Annotated in this window: 15 protein-coding genes and 2 tRNA genes; 6 read left to right on the top strand and 11 right to left on the bottom strand. The window is 64.8% G+C overall.

All coding sequences use genetic code 11. The annotated features are described in order from the left end of the window. Positions 1–10: 10 nt before the first annotated feature. Both PQI07_RS24430 and soxC read right to left on the bottom strand, forming a co-directional pair. The gene (locus tag PQI07_RS24430; RefSeq protein WP_274927579.1) at positions 11–679 is read right to left on the bottom strand and encodes a c-type cytochrome; all 669 of its coding nucleotides are present in this window, start codon (positions 677–679) and stop codon (positions 11–13) included. Beyond that, positions 663–1,880, bottom strand: a complete 1,218-nt coding sequence (gene soxC / locus PQI07_RS24425) for a sulfite dehydrogenase (RefSeq protein ID WP_446720984.1) — start codon at positions 1,878–1,880, stop codon at positions 663–665. The genes PQI07_RS24430 and soxC overlap by 17 nt, the downstream gene beginning before the upstream one ends. A 295-nt stretch (positions 1,881–2,175) precedes the next feature. Here soxC and PQI07_RS24420 point away from each other — a divergent pair, with 295 nt between their 5' ends. Both PQI07_RS24420 and PQI07_RS24415 read left to right on the top strand, forming a co-directional pair. Next, positions 2,176–2,502 (top strand): ArsR/SmtB family transcription factor, encoded by a 327-nt coding sequence (locus tag PQI07_RS24420; protein WP_274927578.1) that lies wholly within the window; start codon positions 2,176–2,178, stop codon positions 2,500–2,502. A 2-nt stretch (positions 2,503–2,504) separates the two neighbouring features. Beyond that, positions 2,505–3,503, top strand: coding sequence for an MBL fold metallo-hydrolase (locus PQI07_RS24415; protein ID WP_274927577.1), 999 nt, complete (start codon positions 2,505–2,507; stop codon positions 3,501–3,503). Positions 3,504–3,507: 4 nt separating this feature from the next. On the opposite strand, the gene PQI07_RS24410 is transcribed toward PQI07_RS24415, so the two are convergent. After that, the gene (locus PQI07_RS24410; RefSeq protein WP_274927764.1) at positions 3,508–4,545 is read right to left on the bottom strand and encodes a YeeE/YedE family protein; all 1,038 of its coding nucleotides are present in this window, start codon (positions 4,543–4,545) and stop codon (positions 3,508–3,510) included. 221 nt (positions 4,546–4,766) lie between these two features. Between PQI07_RS24410 and PQI07_RS24405 the strand changes: the two genes are divergently transcribed. Continuing rightward, on the top strand, positions 4,767–5,336 hold the full coding sequence (locus PQI07_RS24405; protein ID WP_128754989.1) for a hypothetical protein: 570 nt from the start codon (positions 4,767–4,769) through the stop codon (positions 5,334–5,336). A 565-nt stretch (positions 5,337–5,901) separates the two neighbouring features. On the opposite strand, the gene PQI07_RS24400 is transcribed toward PQI07_RS24405, so the two are convergent. From PQI07_RS24400 to PQI07_RS24365, 8 genes are all read right to left on the bottom strand, one after another. Further along, entirely contained in the window at positions 5,902–6,108 is a 207-nt protein-coding gene (locus PQI07_RS24400) for a sunset domain-containing protein (RefSeq protein WP_274927576.1), read from the bottom strand. A 135-nt stretch (positions 6,109–6,243) separates the two neighbouring features. Beyond that, positions 6,244–6,618: a thermonuclease family protein gene (locus tag PQI07_RS24395; protein WP_274927575.1), complete on the bottom strand. Its 375-nt coding sequence runs from the start codon at positions 6,616–6,618 to the stop codon at positions 6,244–6,246. A gap of 67 nt (positions 6,619–6,685) precedes the next feature. Further along, positions 6,686–7,315 (bottom strand): hypothetical protein, encoded by a 630-nt coding sequence (locus tag PQI07_RS24390; RefSeq protein ID WP_128754990.1) that lies wholly within the window; start codon positions 7,313–7,315, stop codon positions 6,686–6,688. 47 nt (positions 7,316–7,362) lie between these two features. Then, positions 7,363–9,606 carry a KAP family P-loop NTPase fold protein gene (locus PQI07_RS24385; protein WP_007562729.1) on the bottom strand — a complete coding sequence of 748 codons (2,244 nt, stop codon included), beginning with the start codon at positions 9,604–9,606 and terminating at the stop codon, positions 7,363–7,365. Positions 9,607–9,958: 352 nt separating this feature from the next. Next, on the bottom strand, positions 9,959–10,141 hold the full coding sequence (locus tag PQI07_RS24380) for a hypothetical protein (protein ID WP_007562733.1): 183 nt from the start codon (positions 10,139–10,141) through the stop codon (positions 9,959–9,961). Positions 10,142–10,298: 157 nt separating this feature from the next. Beyond that, positions 10,299–10,374: transfer RNA gene (locus PQI07_RS24375), tRNA-Ile, on the bottom strand. Between the two features lie 69 nt (positions 10,375–10,443). After that, on the bottom strand, positions 10,444–10,947 hold the full coding sequence (locus tag PQI07_RS24370) for a hypothetical protein (protein ID WP_274927574.1): 504 nt from the start codon (positions 10,945–10,947) through the stop codon (positions 10,444–10,446). A 380-nt stretch (positions 10,948–11,327) separates the two neighbouring features. Further along, positions 11,328–11,403 (bottom strand) — tRNA-Glu (locus tag PQI07_RS24365). Between the two features lie 118 nt (positions 11,404–11,521). On the opposite strand from PQI07_RS24365, the gene cobU reads away from it, so the two are divergent. From cobU to PQI07_RS24350, 3 genes are read left to right on the top strand one after another with little or no spacing between them, the layout of a single operon-like run. Continuing rightward, positions 11,522–12,064: a bifunctional adenosylcobinamide kinase/adenosylcobinamide-phosphate guanylyltransferase gene (gene cobU / locus PQI07_RS24360; protein ID WP_170861817.1), complete on the top strand. Its 543-nt coding sequence runs from the start codon at positions 11,522–11,524 to the stop codon at positions 12,062–12,064. Further along, a complete protein-coding gene (gene cobO, locus PQI07_RS24355; RefSeq protein WP_043389395.1) occupies positions 12,061–12,663 on the top strand; it encodes a cob(I)yrinic acid a,c-diamide adenosyltransferase in 603 nt (200 codons plus the stop codon). Before cobU ends, cobO begins: the two co-directional genes overlap by 4 nt. Before the next feature lie 23 nt (positions 12,664–12,686). Continuing rightward, positions 12,687–14,129: a cobyric acid synthase gene (locus PQI07_RS24350; RefSeq protein ID WP_043389398.1), complete on the top strand. Its 1,443-nt coding sequence runs from the start codon at positions 12,687–12,689 to the stop codon at positions 14,127–14,129. Positions 14,130–14,205: the final 76 nt, after the last annotated feature.

The following is a 14,205-nucleotide window of genomic DNA, read 5'->3' as shown; positions in this document are numbered from 1 at the left end:
TTCGGGGACGTCATTTCGGCTGCATGTCGTCGAGGGGCCCCGTGGTGCGCGGGGTCAGGGTCTTGCCCTCGGCGGTCGAGGTGATGGTGACCGCCTTCGGATCGCGGCAGTTGCTCATGCACGGCTCGGCGCGGGTGTCGGGCCGCGGATCCTCCCAGGTGAAGTTGTCGTGGTTGGGCATCCCGACCTTGGGCAGACTGTCCTTGTCGGCCACGAAGTCGCCGGGAACGAGGTTGTTGAGGTTCAGGATGTAGGCGGTGAGCGCGTAGACCTCGTCGGGCGTGAGACTGCGTGGGTTCGGGAACGGCATCGCCCGGCCGATGTAGTCGTAGAGGGTTGCCGCGAAGGGCCAGTAGCTGCCCACCGTCGGCTCCGGGCGGTCCGCCTTCAGGGTACCTTCGCCGCCCGCGAGCTTCGGCCAACGGTCGACACCCTCGCCGAAGGTGCCGTGACAGGCGGCGCATTTCTCGGCGAAGATCTCGCTGCCCTGATCGACACTGCCCTTGCCGGCCGGAAGGCCGAGGCCGTCCTGCCCGCGCACGTCGATGTTCCAGGCGTCGATCTGCGCCTGGGTCGGGTGCGTGCCGTAGCCGTAGAGAGGCTTGTCCCCGGCCAGGGCAGGGCTTGCGAGCGCGAGGAGCGCGCCGACGGCGAGAAGGGCTTCAAGCGGTCTGGACATCGAACACGCTGCCATCCGGCTTCACCTGCCAGGTCTGGATCGAGTTGTTGTGGTAGACGGAATTGACGCCGCGGATCTTGCGCAGATCCGCGATGGTCGGCTGCACGTAGCCGGTCTCGTCGATGACCCGGGATTCCAGCAGGGCTGGCTTGCCGTCCCACTGCCAGGGCAGGGAGAACCGGGTCAGGGCCTTCGACAGGACTGGCTCATGCAGGCCGGCGGCCTGCCAGTTGACACCGCCGTCGAACGACACGTCGACCCGCTTGACCTTGCCGTTGCCGGTCCAGGCGAGGCCGCGCACCTCGTAGAGGCCCGGCTTGCCGAGCGGCTTCTCGGGGCAGGGAAAAGTGATGACCGATTTGGCGTCGATGCTCCAAGTAAAGCCCCGGGATTTTCCGTCGGGCATCAGGTCGGTGTACTTGGAGGTCTCCTCGCGGGTGTACCACGGCTGGTCGCCGATCTTGATACGGCGAAGCCACTTGACGCTGACATTCCCCTCCCAGCCCGGCACCACGAGGCGCAGCGGGTAGCCTTGCTCGGGCCGCAGCGCCTCGCCGTTCTGGCCGTAGGCGATGAGGCAATCGTCCAGGCACTTGGACAGCGGCAGAGACCGGTTCATGTGGGCGCCGTCCGCGCCCTCGAACATCACCCACTTGCCCTCGGGCTTCACGCCGACCTCCGCGAGCAGCGTCGCGAGCGGCACACCGGTCCATTCGGCGCAGGAGATCATGCCGTGGGTGAATTGGAGGGAGTTGAGCTGCGCCGCGCGCCACTCCATGCCGCCATTGGCCGGGCACTCGATGAAGTGGATGCGCGAGACGGACGGGTAGCGGACGATGTCGCTCATGGAGAGCAGCAGCGGACGCTCCACGAGGCCGTGGATCATCAGGCGGTGCTGCTCCGCGTCTACGTCGGCCCGGCCGGCATGGTAGCGCTCGAAGAACAGGCCGTTGGGCGTGAGAATGCCTTTCAGGTCCTGGATCGGCGAGAAGCTGATCGAGGATTCGGTGCCCGCCGTCAGCCAGGGCACGTTGCGGCGGATCACGCCCGCTTCCTGCGCGGCGGGCTGGCCATAGGGCTTGTCCACGACGCCGGCCCCGAGGCTCTGCGACCAGGGATATTCAGCCGGCGGCCCGGCTTCCCCGGCGCCGGCCAGAGTGGGCAGCGCTGCCCCGCCAGCCCCGACCGCCGCGAGGCGCAGGAAACTCCGGCGACCAAGGGAATGGGCAAGAGATCGCGTCGGCGCTCCGCCCCGCGGCGTGCGCCCGTCAGCCCGGTTCGTCACCGGCTTCCTCCCGAATTGACCGGCTTCTGCCGTTTCACTAGGGCTAGCCAGCCCCCTTCTATCAGTCAATACTAAAGTTAGAGAAAACTGATATACGGGTCATCGCGGTGTCGTGGCGGTGTGCCGCCTGGCCAGGGCGCCGCGTTCGGGCAACCATGGTGACACCTTCCCCCTGCCCAACGCGATTGGGCCAAGCCGGTTTTGCGAGACCATGCAGGCGACGACGATCGACGAGACGACCCTGGATGCCTTCGCGGAGCAGGCCGCCGAGGCGGTGCGCCTGTTGCGCCTGCTCGGGAACGAGCACCGGCTGATGATCGCCTGTCTGCTGATCGTGCACGGGGAATTGTCTGTCGGCCAACTGGTCGAGGAGCTCCGGCTCAGCCAGTCCGCCCTGTCCCAGCATCTTGCGCGGATGCGGGAGGATGGGGTGCTGACATTCCGGCGGGAGGCCCAGACGCTCTACTACAGCGTCAAGGACCCGAACGCCGTCGCAGTGATCGAGCTTCTGAAGCATCTCTTCTGCAAGGACCTGTAGGGATGATCCGGCGGGCCGCATTGACCCTGGCTGTCCTGCTCACAGGGTCGGCGTCCGCTTCTGATTACGCGCCGATCAGCAGGCCGCTCACCGTCGCGCAGGTGCCTGGCGAACCGGTCTATTACAGCCTCGGAAACACCGGCGTGCCGAGCCAAGCCAACGAGGGCAACACCTCGAATGGCGGCTTCGTGGTCACGGATGACGGGGTGGTGGTGTACGACGCCCTCGGAACGCCGAGCCTCGGCTGGGCGCTGCTCGAGCAGATCCGGAAGGTCACGGACAAGCCGGTGCGCTACGTCGTGGTGAGCCACTACCACGCCGACCACATCTACGGATTGCAGGCGTTCAAGGACCATACGGGCGCCGTCGTCATCGCCCAGGAGCGGGCTGCGGAGTACCGCGAGAACGACGAGACCGCCGACGAACGGGCCGATGCCCGCTTGCGCCAGCGGCAGGGAGCGCTTTCCCCCTGGGTCGACGAGCACACGCGGATCGTCCCGCCCGACCTCACCTTCGCCGAGCGGGTGACCCTCACGCTCGGCGGCAAGCGCTTCGTGCTGCTCTATGCCGGGCCCGCCCATTCGGCGAGCGACATGATGATGATGGTCGAGCCGGACGGAGTCCTGTTCGCGGGCGACATCGTCCAGAACGGCCGCATCCCGCACATGAACAGCGACGACGTCGATACCGACCGCTGGCTGGCGGCCCTGAAGCAGGTCGAGGGATTGAAGCCGCGCTTCATCATCCCCGGTCACGGCGAGCCTTCGACCGAGGCGGCGAAGGCTATCGCCTTCACGGCGGGCTACATCGCCGATGTCCGGCGGGTCATGAAGGCGGCGGTCGACACCTGGACCGATTTCGACGTGGCATACCGGGCCGCCGACTGGTCGGCCTACGACAGGCTCCCGGCCTTCGCCGCCAACAACCGTGGCAACGCCTACCGGATCTTCCTGGAACTCGAAGGCGCGAATTTCGGCGACGGCAAGAAGCCCGAACCCTAGGCGGTCATACCTGCCGCTCCACCAGGTAGTAGAGGCCGATGCGTCCCCCGAGGGCGATCGACGCCAGGGCGATGGCCGACCCGATGGACAGCGTCGCGATCCCGGTGACGCCCTGGCCGATGGTGCAGCCCAGCGCCGTGATACCGCCGGTGCCCATCAGGAACGCGCCGACGATGTGCCGACGTAACTCGCCCACATCGTCCGGGGCCTCCCAGCGGAAGCGCCGCGCCTGCTGCGCCTCGATGAACGCCCCCATGAGCACGCCCAGGACGGAGGCGATCCCGAAATCCACCTGCATCCCGGAGGCCAGCATCGCGAAGAGCACGGTGTCGCCGACCGGCCGGGCGAAGCTCAGCGACAGCGGCCGCTCGGTCCCGAACGCATCGAACCCGGCGAAACCTGTCGCCCACCAGCCCGCGGTCACACACAAACCGATGACGACCGCCGCCGCCGCGAGCTTCCGGTCCTTCCGGAAGGCTTCATCCGCGAGGGCGTAGCCCGTGAGGAGGGCGGCGCAGGCGACTGCGAGGATCATCGATGCGGGTGGCCCGACGCCGAGCAGGTCCGGAAGGAGTTGCAAGCGCCCGCCGGGTATCGCCACGTAGAAAGGATCGATCGCTTTCACCCGCACGACGGCGGTGAGCCCGCGCATCGCCATCACCGCCGAGACGGCCGCGACGAGGAGAGCGACCAAAGCTTTCAGATCCCCGCCGCCGAGCCGCAGGAGATTCCCGAAGGCGCAATTGCCGACGAGTGCCATGCCGAACCCGAAGGTGAGGCCGCCGAAGACCAAGGGGCCGAGTTCGAGTTGGGATGAGGCGTACAGCGTTCGGTGGAGTTCGAGCCCGTTCAATTGAAGGCCATGGACCCCGACCATTGCCACGGCAATGGCCAGCGCCCAGGCGCGCAGACGCCGTGTATCCTGCCCATAGACGGCATCTTCTAGAGCACCGAGCGTGCAGAAGCGGCCGCGCCGCGCTGCAAAACCGAGCGCAAATCCGATGCCGAAACCTAGGGCCGCACGAATGAGATGCGGCTCCATCATTCCTCCCATCGCCTCGCCGAACTCGATCGGCTCGGGGCTCATTGAGCTCAAGAAGCTTCAAGGCTCGGCTTAAGGGAAGCTTATGAGGCTGCTTGGGAGGAACACTCAGCCGCGAATCCATAGGATCAGAAGGCTGTCCTCCGATGGTGCGGGCGTTCGCGAAATGCGGTCAACGCCCTCGCACATGAATACCCGGCGGTTGCTACGCCTGCTTTCAGGTGGTTGTCCTGATCAGTCAGGTGGCCGCTTCGGGCAACGCCTCTATGATTGTCGGCGGAGGCTACGTGGCATCGAGATATGCCTCATACAAGATTGCAACCGGCTTCGGTCTCGCTGCTGAGATCGGTAAGCGCCAGGGCATTGGTACGATCACACCGGTGCCGATGCCGAAGGACGGCCCAGTCGCAGCCAAGTCGCCCGACGGCGAGCCCCGCCTCATAAAGGGCCTCGACGGCAAGGAAGGCCTCGACCTCGGCAACGCCACGATGAAGATGCCGGACGGGTCGGTCCGGTCGATCACCCGCAGCGGGTTAGAGATCCCTGACCTGTCGCCGGGTGGCCTGAGCGGGGGCGGCAGCAGGGCCGACATGCAGGCCGCTGCGGACCGCATGCACGCGGCGGCGGAGCGGTTCGAGAACGCCAGCTTCCACGGCCAGATCGATATCACGGGTCTTCGCCGGAGTGGCGTTCGGGCGACGGCCGTGCGGGTGCGTAGCCGTGGCGGCCTGACGGCCGACATGGGCATCTCAGAGCCCGGTGCGAAGGAAGACCTGAGCGACCGGACCTGAGGGAGGGGTCATGACGTTGAACATTACCGCCCAGATCCCGGGCCGGCCGGCGCGGCCTGAGCTGCAGGTGATCAGGAGTGAAGGCGCTAAGCTGACTGCGTCCTACCGTCGGAACCCGCGTGGACCTGTCGCCCTTGCGGGCACTGTCGGATCAATCTCAACTTTCAGGATGTAGAAGCGGAACGGGACCGGGCCGCTCGTCCGCTGAACCTCGTGAGAGACGCTGCGCACATACCCGCGCAACCCTCGGCCTTGATCGGACACCTCGATCGCGGACCCGACTGCAGGCACGGGGATCGGCGTCGCCTGTGCGTTCAAGGTGATCTGGTCGGCCCCCTGATAGTAGATCGCGAAGTAGGCGACCTCCTCTGCCTGGGCGCAGCTAGCGAAGGCCAGGAAGGCGGCTGCGGCAACTGCGATTCGCATGACGATCTCCAAGCCACCAGAGATTGTCGCTCTCGCGCTGTGGTTGTCTAGGCTCGCGGTGATCGTAAGCAGGGGATAGGGCTCGAGGGATCGGCACAGGGCCGATCAGCGGCTCCAATTGCCCCGACAAGAGACCCGGTCAGCCGCGCGGCGCCCGCCAACCCGCCGCCTTCGCTTCGTCCTCGCTGCAGAACATTCGCTCGCCGGAGCCTGCGTCAATGACGGTCCGGTCGTAGTCTCGGGTACCGGGCAGATGGTAGATCTTGTCGCCCTTGCGCGAGATGTTGCCCTTGATCGCGCAGGCGGCCTGTATGGGCGCCGGCGTGGCTGCCGGAGGCCTCTCCATCTCCGGCCGGGTATCAACGCCGCTGGCGCGCTTGGCACGCCTCCAGTCCGAAGGCGGATCAAACGTGCCGGCCCATAGGCCGCGCTTCAGTGCCCTCGCGCTGGTCTCGACCCCGACGTAGTCGCGGGAGTAGCGCTAGTAGGCTGTGGCATAGCCCTGGCTCACCATCCAGGCGTTCAGGTCCTCCTCGCCCTTCCGGCACACGGCAACAGTGCGGCCGTACTGGTCGGTGTCGCGCGGCTCGCATGAGATGTTCGCCTCGCCTATTCGGTCCGCTAGGGCAAAGGCCGCTACCTGGCCGCAGCGGTAGGATTTGCCGGCCGCGTCCTGACAGAGCTGCGCGCTCTCCGGAGCATCGATGCCGTGCAGGCGGATGCGGGTCCCACGGATCACGACCGTGTCGCCGTCGGTGACGGATGCACGGCCCACGATCGGCTCGGCGGCCAGGGTCGGGCCGGTGAGCAGCATGAGGGCAGCAAGGGCGTGGCGCATCTGCGAGCGATAGCGCATCTTTGCCCGCGGGTAAGCCAGTCTCGTAGGTCGCGCGGCGCAGCGCCACGGAGAGTCCGCGAGCGGACTAATCTGCTGCCCAGCACGCCTCCCGCTCGCCGAGATCCCTGACCGCACCTCGTTGAAACGAACTGCCGGTCCAGACGATCTCCTCGAACTTGCAGCGCTCATCCGCGATATAGCGAGCGGCAATCAGCCGACTGTTGACCTGGTATTTCATGTCGAGCGACAGCTGATCCTCGCCCCCGAGAGGTGAGTCGAACACCCTTCCAGTCTGCACTTCGACCACGGGCACGAACACGCATCCGGCACCGCAGCCGATCGGCACAAGGGCGAGGTGGCCCGCGAAGTTCGGACCGGCCCTGGCGCCGGCCAAGATGCGGGTTCGATATGAGGCATGCCGGCGGTCACGGCCTCGGAAATCCGGGAGTCCGATGGGTCCGCGGTATGGAACGGCTGCATAGGCGGCGAAGTCCGGCGTCTTCGGCTTGGTCGCCGCGGTGGGAGCGCTGGGCGCTGCCTGAGCCGCCGGCTTCGAGACATCGTCGAAGCACCGCAGACGGAGCAGCGAGTCCTTCACGTCCCGGCAGGCGGCAATGTCCGACGCGCTCTGTGCGTGTGCCCCACCGGTAGCGACGATGAGAGCGAGGGCTGCGAGGACTGTGCGCATCGGGGCAGGATAGCTGAGCTTCGACAACCGGCAACCTATTCAACGACGTCGTGCTGGGCCGCGGTAGACGGTGGTCAGTCTTCTTCGCCATCGCCCTGCGGAGATGATGCCGAAGCTTCAGCGGCTGCTCGTGTAGCTAACAAACTCGCCAAGCCTGTGCGAAGCGTCTTGATCCTTGACCGCTCATCTTCTGTGAGATCAGGATCGTCCACATGCTTTTCTGCAGCAGTATGAAGCTGAGAAACATCATAAAATTTTTCCTTTGGCGCCTCGTGCATTGAGTACCGGCGAGGATTCGACCCTACAGTATGCCCTAGAATGCCACGGCAAATTTTCGCCAAAAAGCGACCATCGGCCAATGAAGATGCCGAAATCCATGATCTAACTTTCTTATCATTGTCGTTGAATGCCCAAACTTCGGAAATATGGAAATAGACCGGTTCGTTGTAAATTTCTCCACTCTCGATACTCTCTTCGATATGCGTTGATAATATGCCATGCAATTGTCGAACCAGATTTTCGTCGAGAGTATCTTCTCTAGTATGTCCATCAATTTTTATAAGACCTGCCTCCGCGGCACGCCAAACCCAAAATCCAGCAGCAAAACAGAGCGATGGTCGAGACTCGAATAACTTGATTAGTCGATCTTTAAATTCCTCACTCCTGTTGAGCTTGCAAATTTCTAACAACAAAAGGGATGCATTGGCCTGAGGTCCAAGCATAAGCGCGCCAACGTCTTTATCAATGCTCAGTATCACCTCCCCGAAATCAAATATTGCCTCCAACAGATTAATGGGAGCGCTGTTTTGTGAGGCTTCATGTAAACGAAAACGCAAATCCTGGAAATACTCACCAATAGGAGGTCGATTCGGACTTGCCTCACGAGAGAATATGCCCCGCATGATAGCTAGCTGTTCTGCTCGAGTAGTCTGATGAGATAGCGCGCGCTCAATTATTTTGACTGATATGCTATCATCAGGAATGTGAAGACCGAAATAGGCATCGTATCCCTGCTCAGATCCAATACCTCGCCGGTTCACAACTCGAACATGCGTCTCTGAATTGAGTGCAAAAATGTGCTTTTTCTCAAACAATTTTGTCATCGAAGGGATCAAAAGGCACAGAAGCCTCGCATTTCGTTCTTGACTGGAAATCGGAAACAAAGACATGAATGCGTCTCCAGCTTTCGCCTTTCCCGTGTCCGTTGCCATATCCCAGTTGCCAGTACCGAATATTGACTCTCGATTGCCCCTTATCCAATCGAATAGATCTGGCTCAAATAAGCGAACTCCTTCCATCGCCAGCACATCCTGCGGATCAATCTCATTTTCAATCGCCGGCCAAGTAAATTTTACAGCGTTTGAAAGTCTGGCAACATCTCGTGGATATCTTATCCAATTATGCACACCGTCCACCACTATACGATACCATCTGTCGCTCTGTGAAATATTTCCGGTTAGAAATCCTATTTCAGTGTCTAGCAAGGACAGTAAAGCATTTCGGCTAGGCTTAGGTAGCTCGATTTCCTGTTGTATGATTTTCTCGGCGAATCCGGGGCCGAATTTCTCCGATTTCCGACCATCATCAAGAGCCGGCCAAACAATGTTCCGATCATAGGCCAACAAATATACAACGTGAGGCAATCGCCCTAACGTCTTGACCATTTGCATAATGGTTCGAATTTCGTCCTTTGTGAGCCGATCAAGATCATCAATGATCACTAGGAATTTTTCGTCCTGATCGACAATGCGCTTTCGCAGCTTTTCGTAGGCAGACTGAAGGGAAGGCTCTGCTAGCCATTCATCTATTTTACTCGCACCGCCTTTCTTGGCCGCCTCACTGGCGAATTTGATCCCGATGCCGGCCAGAGTTCCGACCCCAGGAGCGAGGATGCTCCCTATGGCAGCTGCGGCATCGACAACCGGATCGACGTTCTTCCGCAGCGCACGCAACCCTGCCTTCCGTCGCTTAGCCCAAGCGTCCTTCTGATCCGCAAGTTGCTCAGTGATGATCTTGAAGAATGACTCGATGAGGTCCTGGTGACCGGAGACAATCCATGGCCGAAAATCGATCACGTGGATCGGTTTCTTGCCTTCCTCAAGTTCTTCATTGTGCTTTTCGATAAAGGCTTGAACGAAATTGAGCGCGGTCGACTTTCCGGATCCCCAAGCGCCCTGTAGGCCAATGACATAGCCGTTTGGGGCATCGACCTCTAAGATCGAGTCCGCCAGCCGTTTGGCGAAAGGCGCGAAGCCCAGCCGGTCTTCGGTCCATGGGTTCTCTTTGGGGTTGTCGTCAGAGAACTGAGGTCGGGACATGCTTCGAATGCGCTTTCCTAAGCACTGCCCTTCGGCCGCTCTCGTTGATAGAGATCGCGTCGGCGTCGGTCAGTGTGTGATGGTTTTGATGCTACGGCGGTAGCGCTCCATGCCCTTCTCGTCCGGCATCGCGCCTTCGTGCTCGCACTCTTGCTTGTGGCGCTCGAAGACGCACTTCGAAGTCGGCGGCGATCCACACCTTGTCGAGCTGCTTGTAGCTGACGCACCGGCCGTTCGGCCCGCGGAAGCCTGGGCCGCCCTTGCAGCCGCAGCCGGTGCACTGACACGCGGCGGCCGCAGCAGTGCAGGAGATCAGCAGGAGGGCAGCGGCCAGAACGCGGCTCGTCCTCATCTACGAGGACGCTTCACTCTCGCGGGCCAGCCGCATCGCACGTAACTTTGCTGTCCGCTCGTTGACGGCTCGACGTTCCGCCTCGACCTCCGCCCAGACTTCGTTCGCTTGATCGTACCTGTCGGCAGCCTTTGCCGCCTTCGTCTCGCGGTAGCCTTGAACGTGGCTGGGGCTCTCGGACATCGGCGCTCCTCGCAACCTGTGGGCGAGTGACCTAGGGCGTATTTCCACTAAGTCAGTACGCAATACGCTCTAGGTTGCATCGGATGCCGCTTTCCGTGGTCGCACCCGCAGCCCCTCGCCGTTCTCGTCGATGAAGATGACGCCGGCGGCTTCGATATGGTGGGCCCGGCAGGACTCGAACCTGCAACCAGACCGTTATGAGCGGTCGGCTCTAACCATTGAGCTACAGGCCCCCGAGCCCGCATAGCCTTCGCTGTCCTGCAGGCGCAACCTGTCAACAGAGCAGCGCAAGACTGGCGAGGCTACTCGGCGGCCTCAGCCTTTTCGCGGTCTTCATGATCGTCTTCAACAGCGCCTTCCTCCGCTGCGCTCGCCGCCGGAGCACCGGCCCGGTACTTATCGCCCTGCCGCTCTAATTCGCCGCTGTTAGCCATCACGCTGAGGTACGTGTTCAGGGTGGTGGCCGCCACGTCTGTCAGGCGCTCGCTGATCTCGGCGTGCGTCAGACCCTCAGAACCAGCTTCCTCAAGGAGCGCCTTTAACCGCCCCTTGGCAGAGTTGGCGCGCGGTCCCCGGGGGCCACGGCTACCACGAGGCCGGTCCACGCTCGCTGGCGCGCGACGACGAGTTGACAGATCGTCGGCAGGCTCGTCCAGCGGTGTGCCTTCCACGATAGATGCAAGTGACCGCTCAGCGAGACGGAGCTTCGTCAGCTCGCCGCTCACGCGCTCGTACTCAGCCTCAAGGCTCTCGCGCTGGTGCCTAACGTTGGCCATGGCCCTAGCGAGCGTGTCGTCATTTGCCATCGGTGACTCAACTTCTTCCTTCTTGGCGCTCGGGATCAGAGGCGCAGTCGCAAACCGTATCATTGCACTCCCCTGGTCCTCGCGGTGCTCAACGTGACGCCTGCCCGGAGCCTCTCAACGTCGCGCGGCATGCTGCCACACTCCGTTGATGCGATCTTTCGGTCAATTGGCTCCGCCGTGGCTCCGGGACCAACCACCAACGACAGCGGCATCGTGGTCGTGTGAAACCGCGAGGTTCCCGCCACTGCCTGGCCGGCCACGCTAGCAACGTCTCTCTCGTCGACGCGCGCTAGCTACAGCCACACCAGCCGTCGAACCCAAGCTATGTGAGACAGGAATGTGAGCCGCGCCAGCAAATTCAGCTAAGTGCTTGATTTTGTTGGCGCGCCCTACGGGAATCGAACCCGTGTTTTCGCCGTGAAAGGGCGACGTCCTGGACCGCTAGACGAAGGGCGCTCTGGCTAGGCCGGGGTTCTATAGTCGGACCGGAGACGCCCGGCAACCGTTCATGCGCGGCACTGGTGCCACAGGACCCAGGTTTGACCGCGGGCCGGGTTGGGGCGATGGAGGACGGATGCCCCAATCCCCCCCTCGCATGACCCTCGTCCTCGGCGGGGCGCGGTCCGGCAAGAGCGCCTACGCGGAGGGGTTGATCGAAGCCTGCCCCGGCCCGTGGCTGTATCTCGCCACCGCGCAGGCCTTCGACGACGAGATGGTCGCGCGCATCGCCCAGCACCGCGCCCGGCGCGCCGGGGCGTGGCGCACCCGCGACGTGCCGCTCGCCCTGCCGGAGGCGGTCGCCGCGTCCGAAGGGCCGGTCCTGGTCGATTGCCTCACGCTCTGGCTCACCAACCTGATCCTCGCCGAGGCCGATCTGGACGCTGCGACGGCGCGCCTCCTCGCAGCCTGCGCCGGCGCGCCCGGCCCGGTGGTGCTGGTCGGCAACGAGGTCGGGCTCGGGATCGTGCCCGACAACGCCCTCGCCCGCCGCTTCCGCGACGCGGCCGGCCGCCTGCACCAGCAGCTCGCCGCCCGGGCCGACCGGGTCGTGCTCACCGTGGCCGGCCTGCCGCTGGTCGTGAAGCCGCAAGCCCCCACCGCAGGAGCCTCCGCATGAGCGACGACGACGCCCGCCACCGCGCCAAGATGGAGAAGCGCAAGGCCGTCCAGGATGCCGAGGTGGCCGCCAAGACCCTCGAGAAGGGCCTGCTCCTCGTCCATACCGGTCCGGGCAAGGGCAAGAGCACGGCGGCGCTGGGGCTGATGCTGCGGGCGCTCGGCCGCGGCTGGCGGGTCGGCATGGTGCAGTTCATCAAGGGCGGCTGGGATACCGGCGAGCGCCACGCCGTGGCGGCCTTCGGCGACCGGGTCGTGTGGCACACCCTGGGCGAGGGCTTCACCTGGGAGACCCAGGACAAGGCCCGGGACATCGCCGCCTGCCGCCACGCCTGGGAGGTCGCCGCCGGCCTGATGGCCGATCCGACGATCCGCCTGCTCGTCCTCGACGAACTGAACATCGCGCTGCGCTACGACTATCTCGACCTCGACGCCGTCGTCGAAGCCCTCCGTACGCGGCGGCCGGACCTGCACGTGGTCGTCACCGGCCGCAACGCCAAGCCGGCCCTGATCGAGGCCGCCGACCTCGTCACCGAGATGGGCAGCGTCAAGCACCACTTCGCCGCCGGCGTGAAGGCGCAGGAAGGGATCGAGTTCTGAGCCCGCCGCGGACAAAGGCCCTGATGATCCAGGGCACCGGCTCCGATGTCGGCAAGTCGTTGCTCGTGGCGGGGCTGGCGCGCGCCTTCACGGAGCGGGGCTTAAGGGTCCGGCCGTTCAAGCCGCAGAACATGTCGAACAACGCCGCCGTCACCGCCGATGGCGGCGAGATCGGCCGCGCGCAGGCCCTCCAGGCCCGGGCCGCCCGGGTGGCGCCCTCCGTCCACATGAACCCGGTCCTGCTCAAGCCGCAGAGCGAGGTCGGCTCCCAGGTGGTGGTGCAGGGCCGGATGGTCGCCACCGTGAAGGCGCGCGACTACCAGGCCTGGAAGCCCCGGCTGATGTCGGCCGTCCTCGACAGCTTCTCCCGGCTCGCCGGGGAGGCGGATCTGGTCCTCGTCGAGGGCGCGGGCTCGGCCTCAGAGGTGAACCTGCGGGCCGGCGACATCGCCAATATGGGCTTCGCCCGGGCCACCGACACGCCGGTGGTGCTGGTCGGCGACATCGACCGGGGCGGGGTGATCGCGAGCCTCGTCGGCACCAAGGCGGTGATCGACCCGGAGGACGCCGCCCTGATCGCGGGCTTCCTCGTCAACCGCTTCCGCGGCGATCCGAGCCTGTTCGCCGACGGCATGCGGCTGATCGCCGAGCGCACCGGCTGGGCGGCTCTGGGCCTCGTGCCGCACTTCCCCGATGCCGCGCGCCTGCCGGCCGAGGACGTGCTGGGGCTCGCCGGCTCGGAGTCGCGCGGGCCCGGAGCCGTCACGGTGGCGGTGCCGGTGCTGCCGCGCATCGCCAATTTCGACGACCTCGACCCCTTGCGGGCAGAGCCGAACGTGTCGGTGGTGCTGGTCCGGCCCGGCACGCCGATCCCCGCCGAGGCCGCCCTCGTGCTGCTGCCGGGCTCCAAGACCACGATCGACGACCTGGAGGCCTTTCGCCAGGAGGGCTGGGACGTCGACCTGCGCGCCCATGTCCGCCGGGGCGGGCGGGTGCTCGGCCTGTGCGGCGGCTACCAGATGCTGGGCAACAGCCTCGCCGACCCGCACGGGATCGAGGGCGCGCCCCGCACGGTGGCGGGCCTCGGGCTCCTCGACGTCGACACCGTCATGACCCCCGAGAAGCGCCTCGCGGCGGTCACCGGCACGAGCCTGCCGGACGGCGTTCATTTTGCCGGCTACGAGATGCATATCGGCGCGACGGAGGGCCCCGACGCCGCCCGGCCGCTCCTGCGCCTCGCCGACGGGCGCCTGGACGGGGCGGTCTCGGCGGACGGGCGCGTGGCCGGCACCTACGTGCACGGCCTGTTCGCCCACGATGCCCAGCGGGCGGCCTGGCTCGCGCGCCTCGGGACGGCCTCGGACGGCCCGGGCTACGAGGCCGGGGTCGAGGCGGCGCTGGACGGCCTCGCGCGACACATCGCGGCCCATGTCGACTGCGACCGCCTCCTGGCGCTTGCCCGGTAGGCGCGGGCCGCGCGAGGGATTACTCTGTGTAATGCCGGTCCCGCCACGAAGGGCCGCACGCGCCAGAGGAACGCCC

Origin of the sequence: Methylobacterium sp. 092160098-2, from assembly GCF_028920805.1 — a bacterium.
GTDB classification, from domain to species: Bacteria; Pseudomonadota; Alphaproteobacteria; order Rhizobiales; family Beijerinckiaceae; genus Methylobacterium; species Methylobacterium fujisawaense.
This window is presented reverse-complemented; position numbering and strand designations above follow the sequence as displayed.

Coding starts and splice junctions, on each gene's coding strand:
- PQI07_RS24430 (WP_274927579.1), bottom strand. CDS start 679: ATGTCCAGACCGCTTGAAGCCCTTCTCGCCGTCGGCGCGCTCCTCGCG.
- PQI07_RS24420 (WP_274927578.1), top strand. CDS start 2,176: ATGCAGGCGACGACGATCGACGAGACGACCCTGGATGCCTTCGCGGAG.
- PQI07_RS24415 (WP_274927577.1), top strand. CDS start 2,505: ATGATCCGGCGGGCCGCATTGACCCTGGCTGTCCTGCTCACAGGGTCG.
- PQI07_RS24410 (WP_274927764.1), bottom strand. CDS start 4,545: ATGGAGCCGCATCTCATTCGTGCGGCCCTAGGTTTCGGCATCGGATTT.
- PQI07_RS24400 (WP_274927576.1), bottom strand. CDS start 6,108: ATGGAGAGGCCTCCGGCAGCCACGCCGGCGCCCATACAGGCCGCCTGC.
- PQI07_RS24395 (WP_274927575.1), bottom strand. CDS start 6,618: ATGCGCTATCGCTCGCAGATGCGCCACGCCCTTGCTGCCCTCATGCTG.
- PQI07_RS24385 (WP_007562729.1), bottom strand. CDS start 9,606: ATGTCCCGACCTCAGTTCTCTGACGACAACCCCAAAGAGAACCCATGG.
- PQI07_RS24380 (WP_007562733.1), bottom strand. CDS start 10,141: ATGTCCGAGAGCCCCAGCCACGTTCAAGGCTACCGCGAGACGAAGGCG.
- PQI07_RS24370 (WP_274927574.1), bottom strand. CDS start 10,947: ATGGCAAATGACGACACGCTCGCTAGGGCCATGGCCAACGTTAGGCAC.
- cobU (WP_170861817.1), top strand. CDS start 11,522: ATGCCCCAATCCCCCCCTCGCATGACCCTCGTCCTCGGCGGGGCGCGG.
- cobO (WP_043389395.1), top strand. CDS start 12,061: ATGAGCGACGACGACGCCCGCCACCGCGCCAAGATGGAGAAGCGCAAG.
- PQI07_RS24350 (WP_043389398.1), top strand. CDS start 12,687: ATGATCCAGGGCACCGGCTCCGATGTCGGCAAGTCGTTGCTCGTGGCG.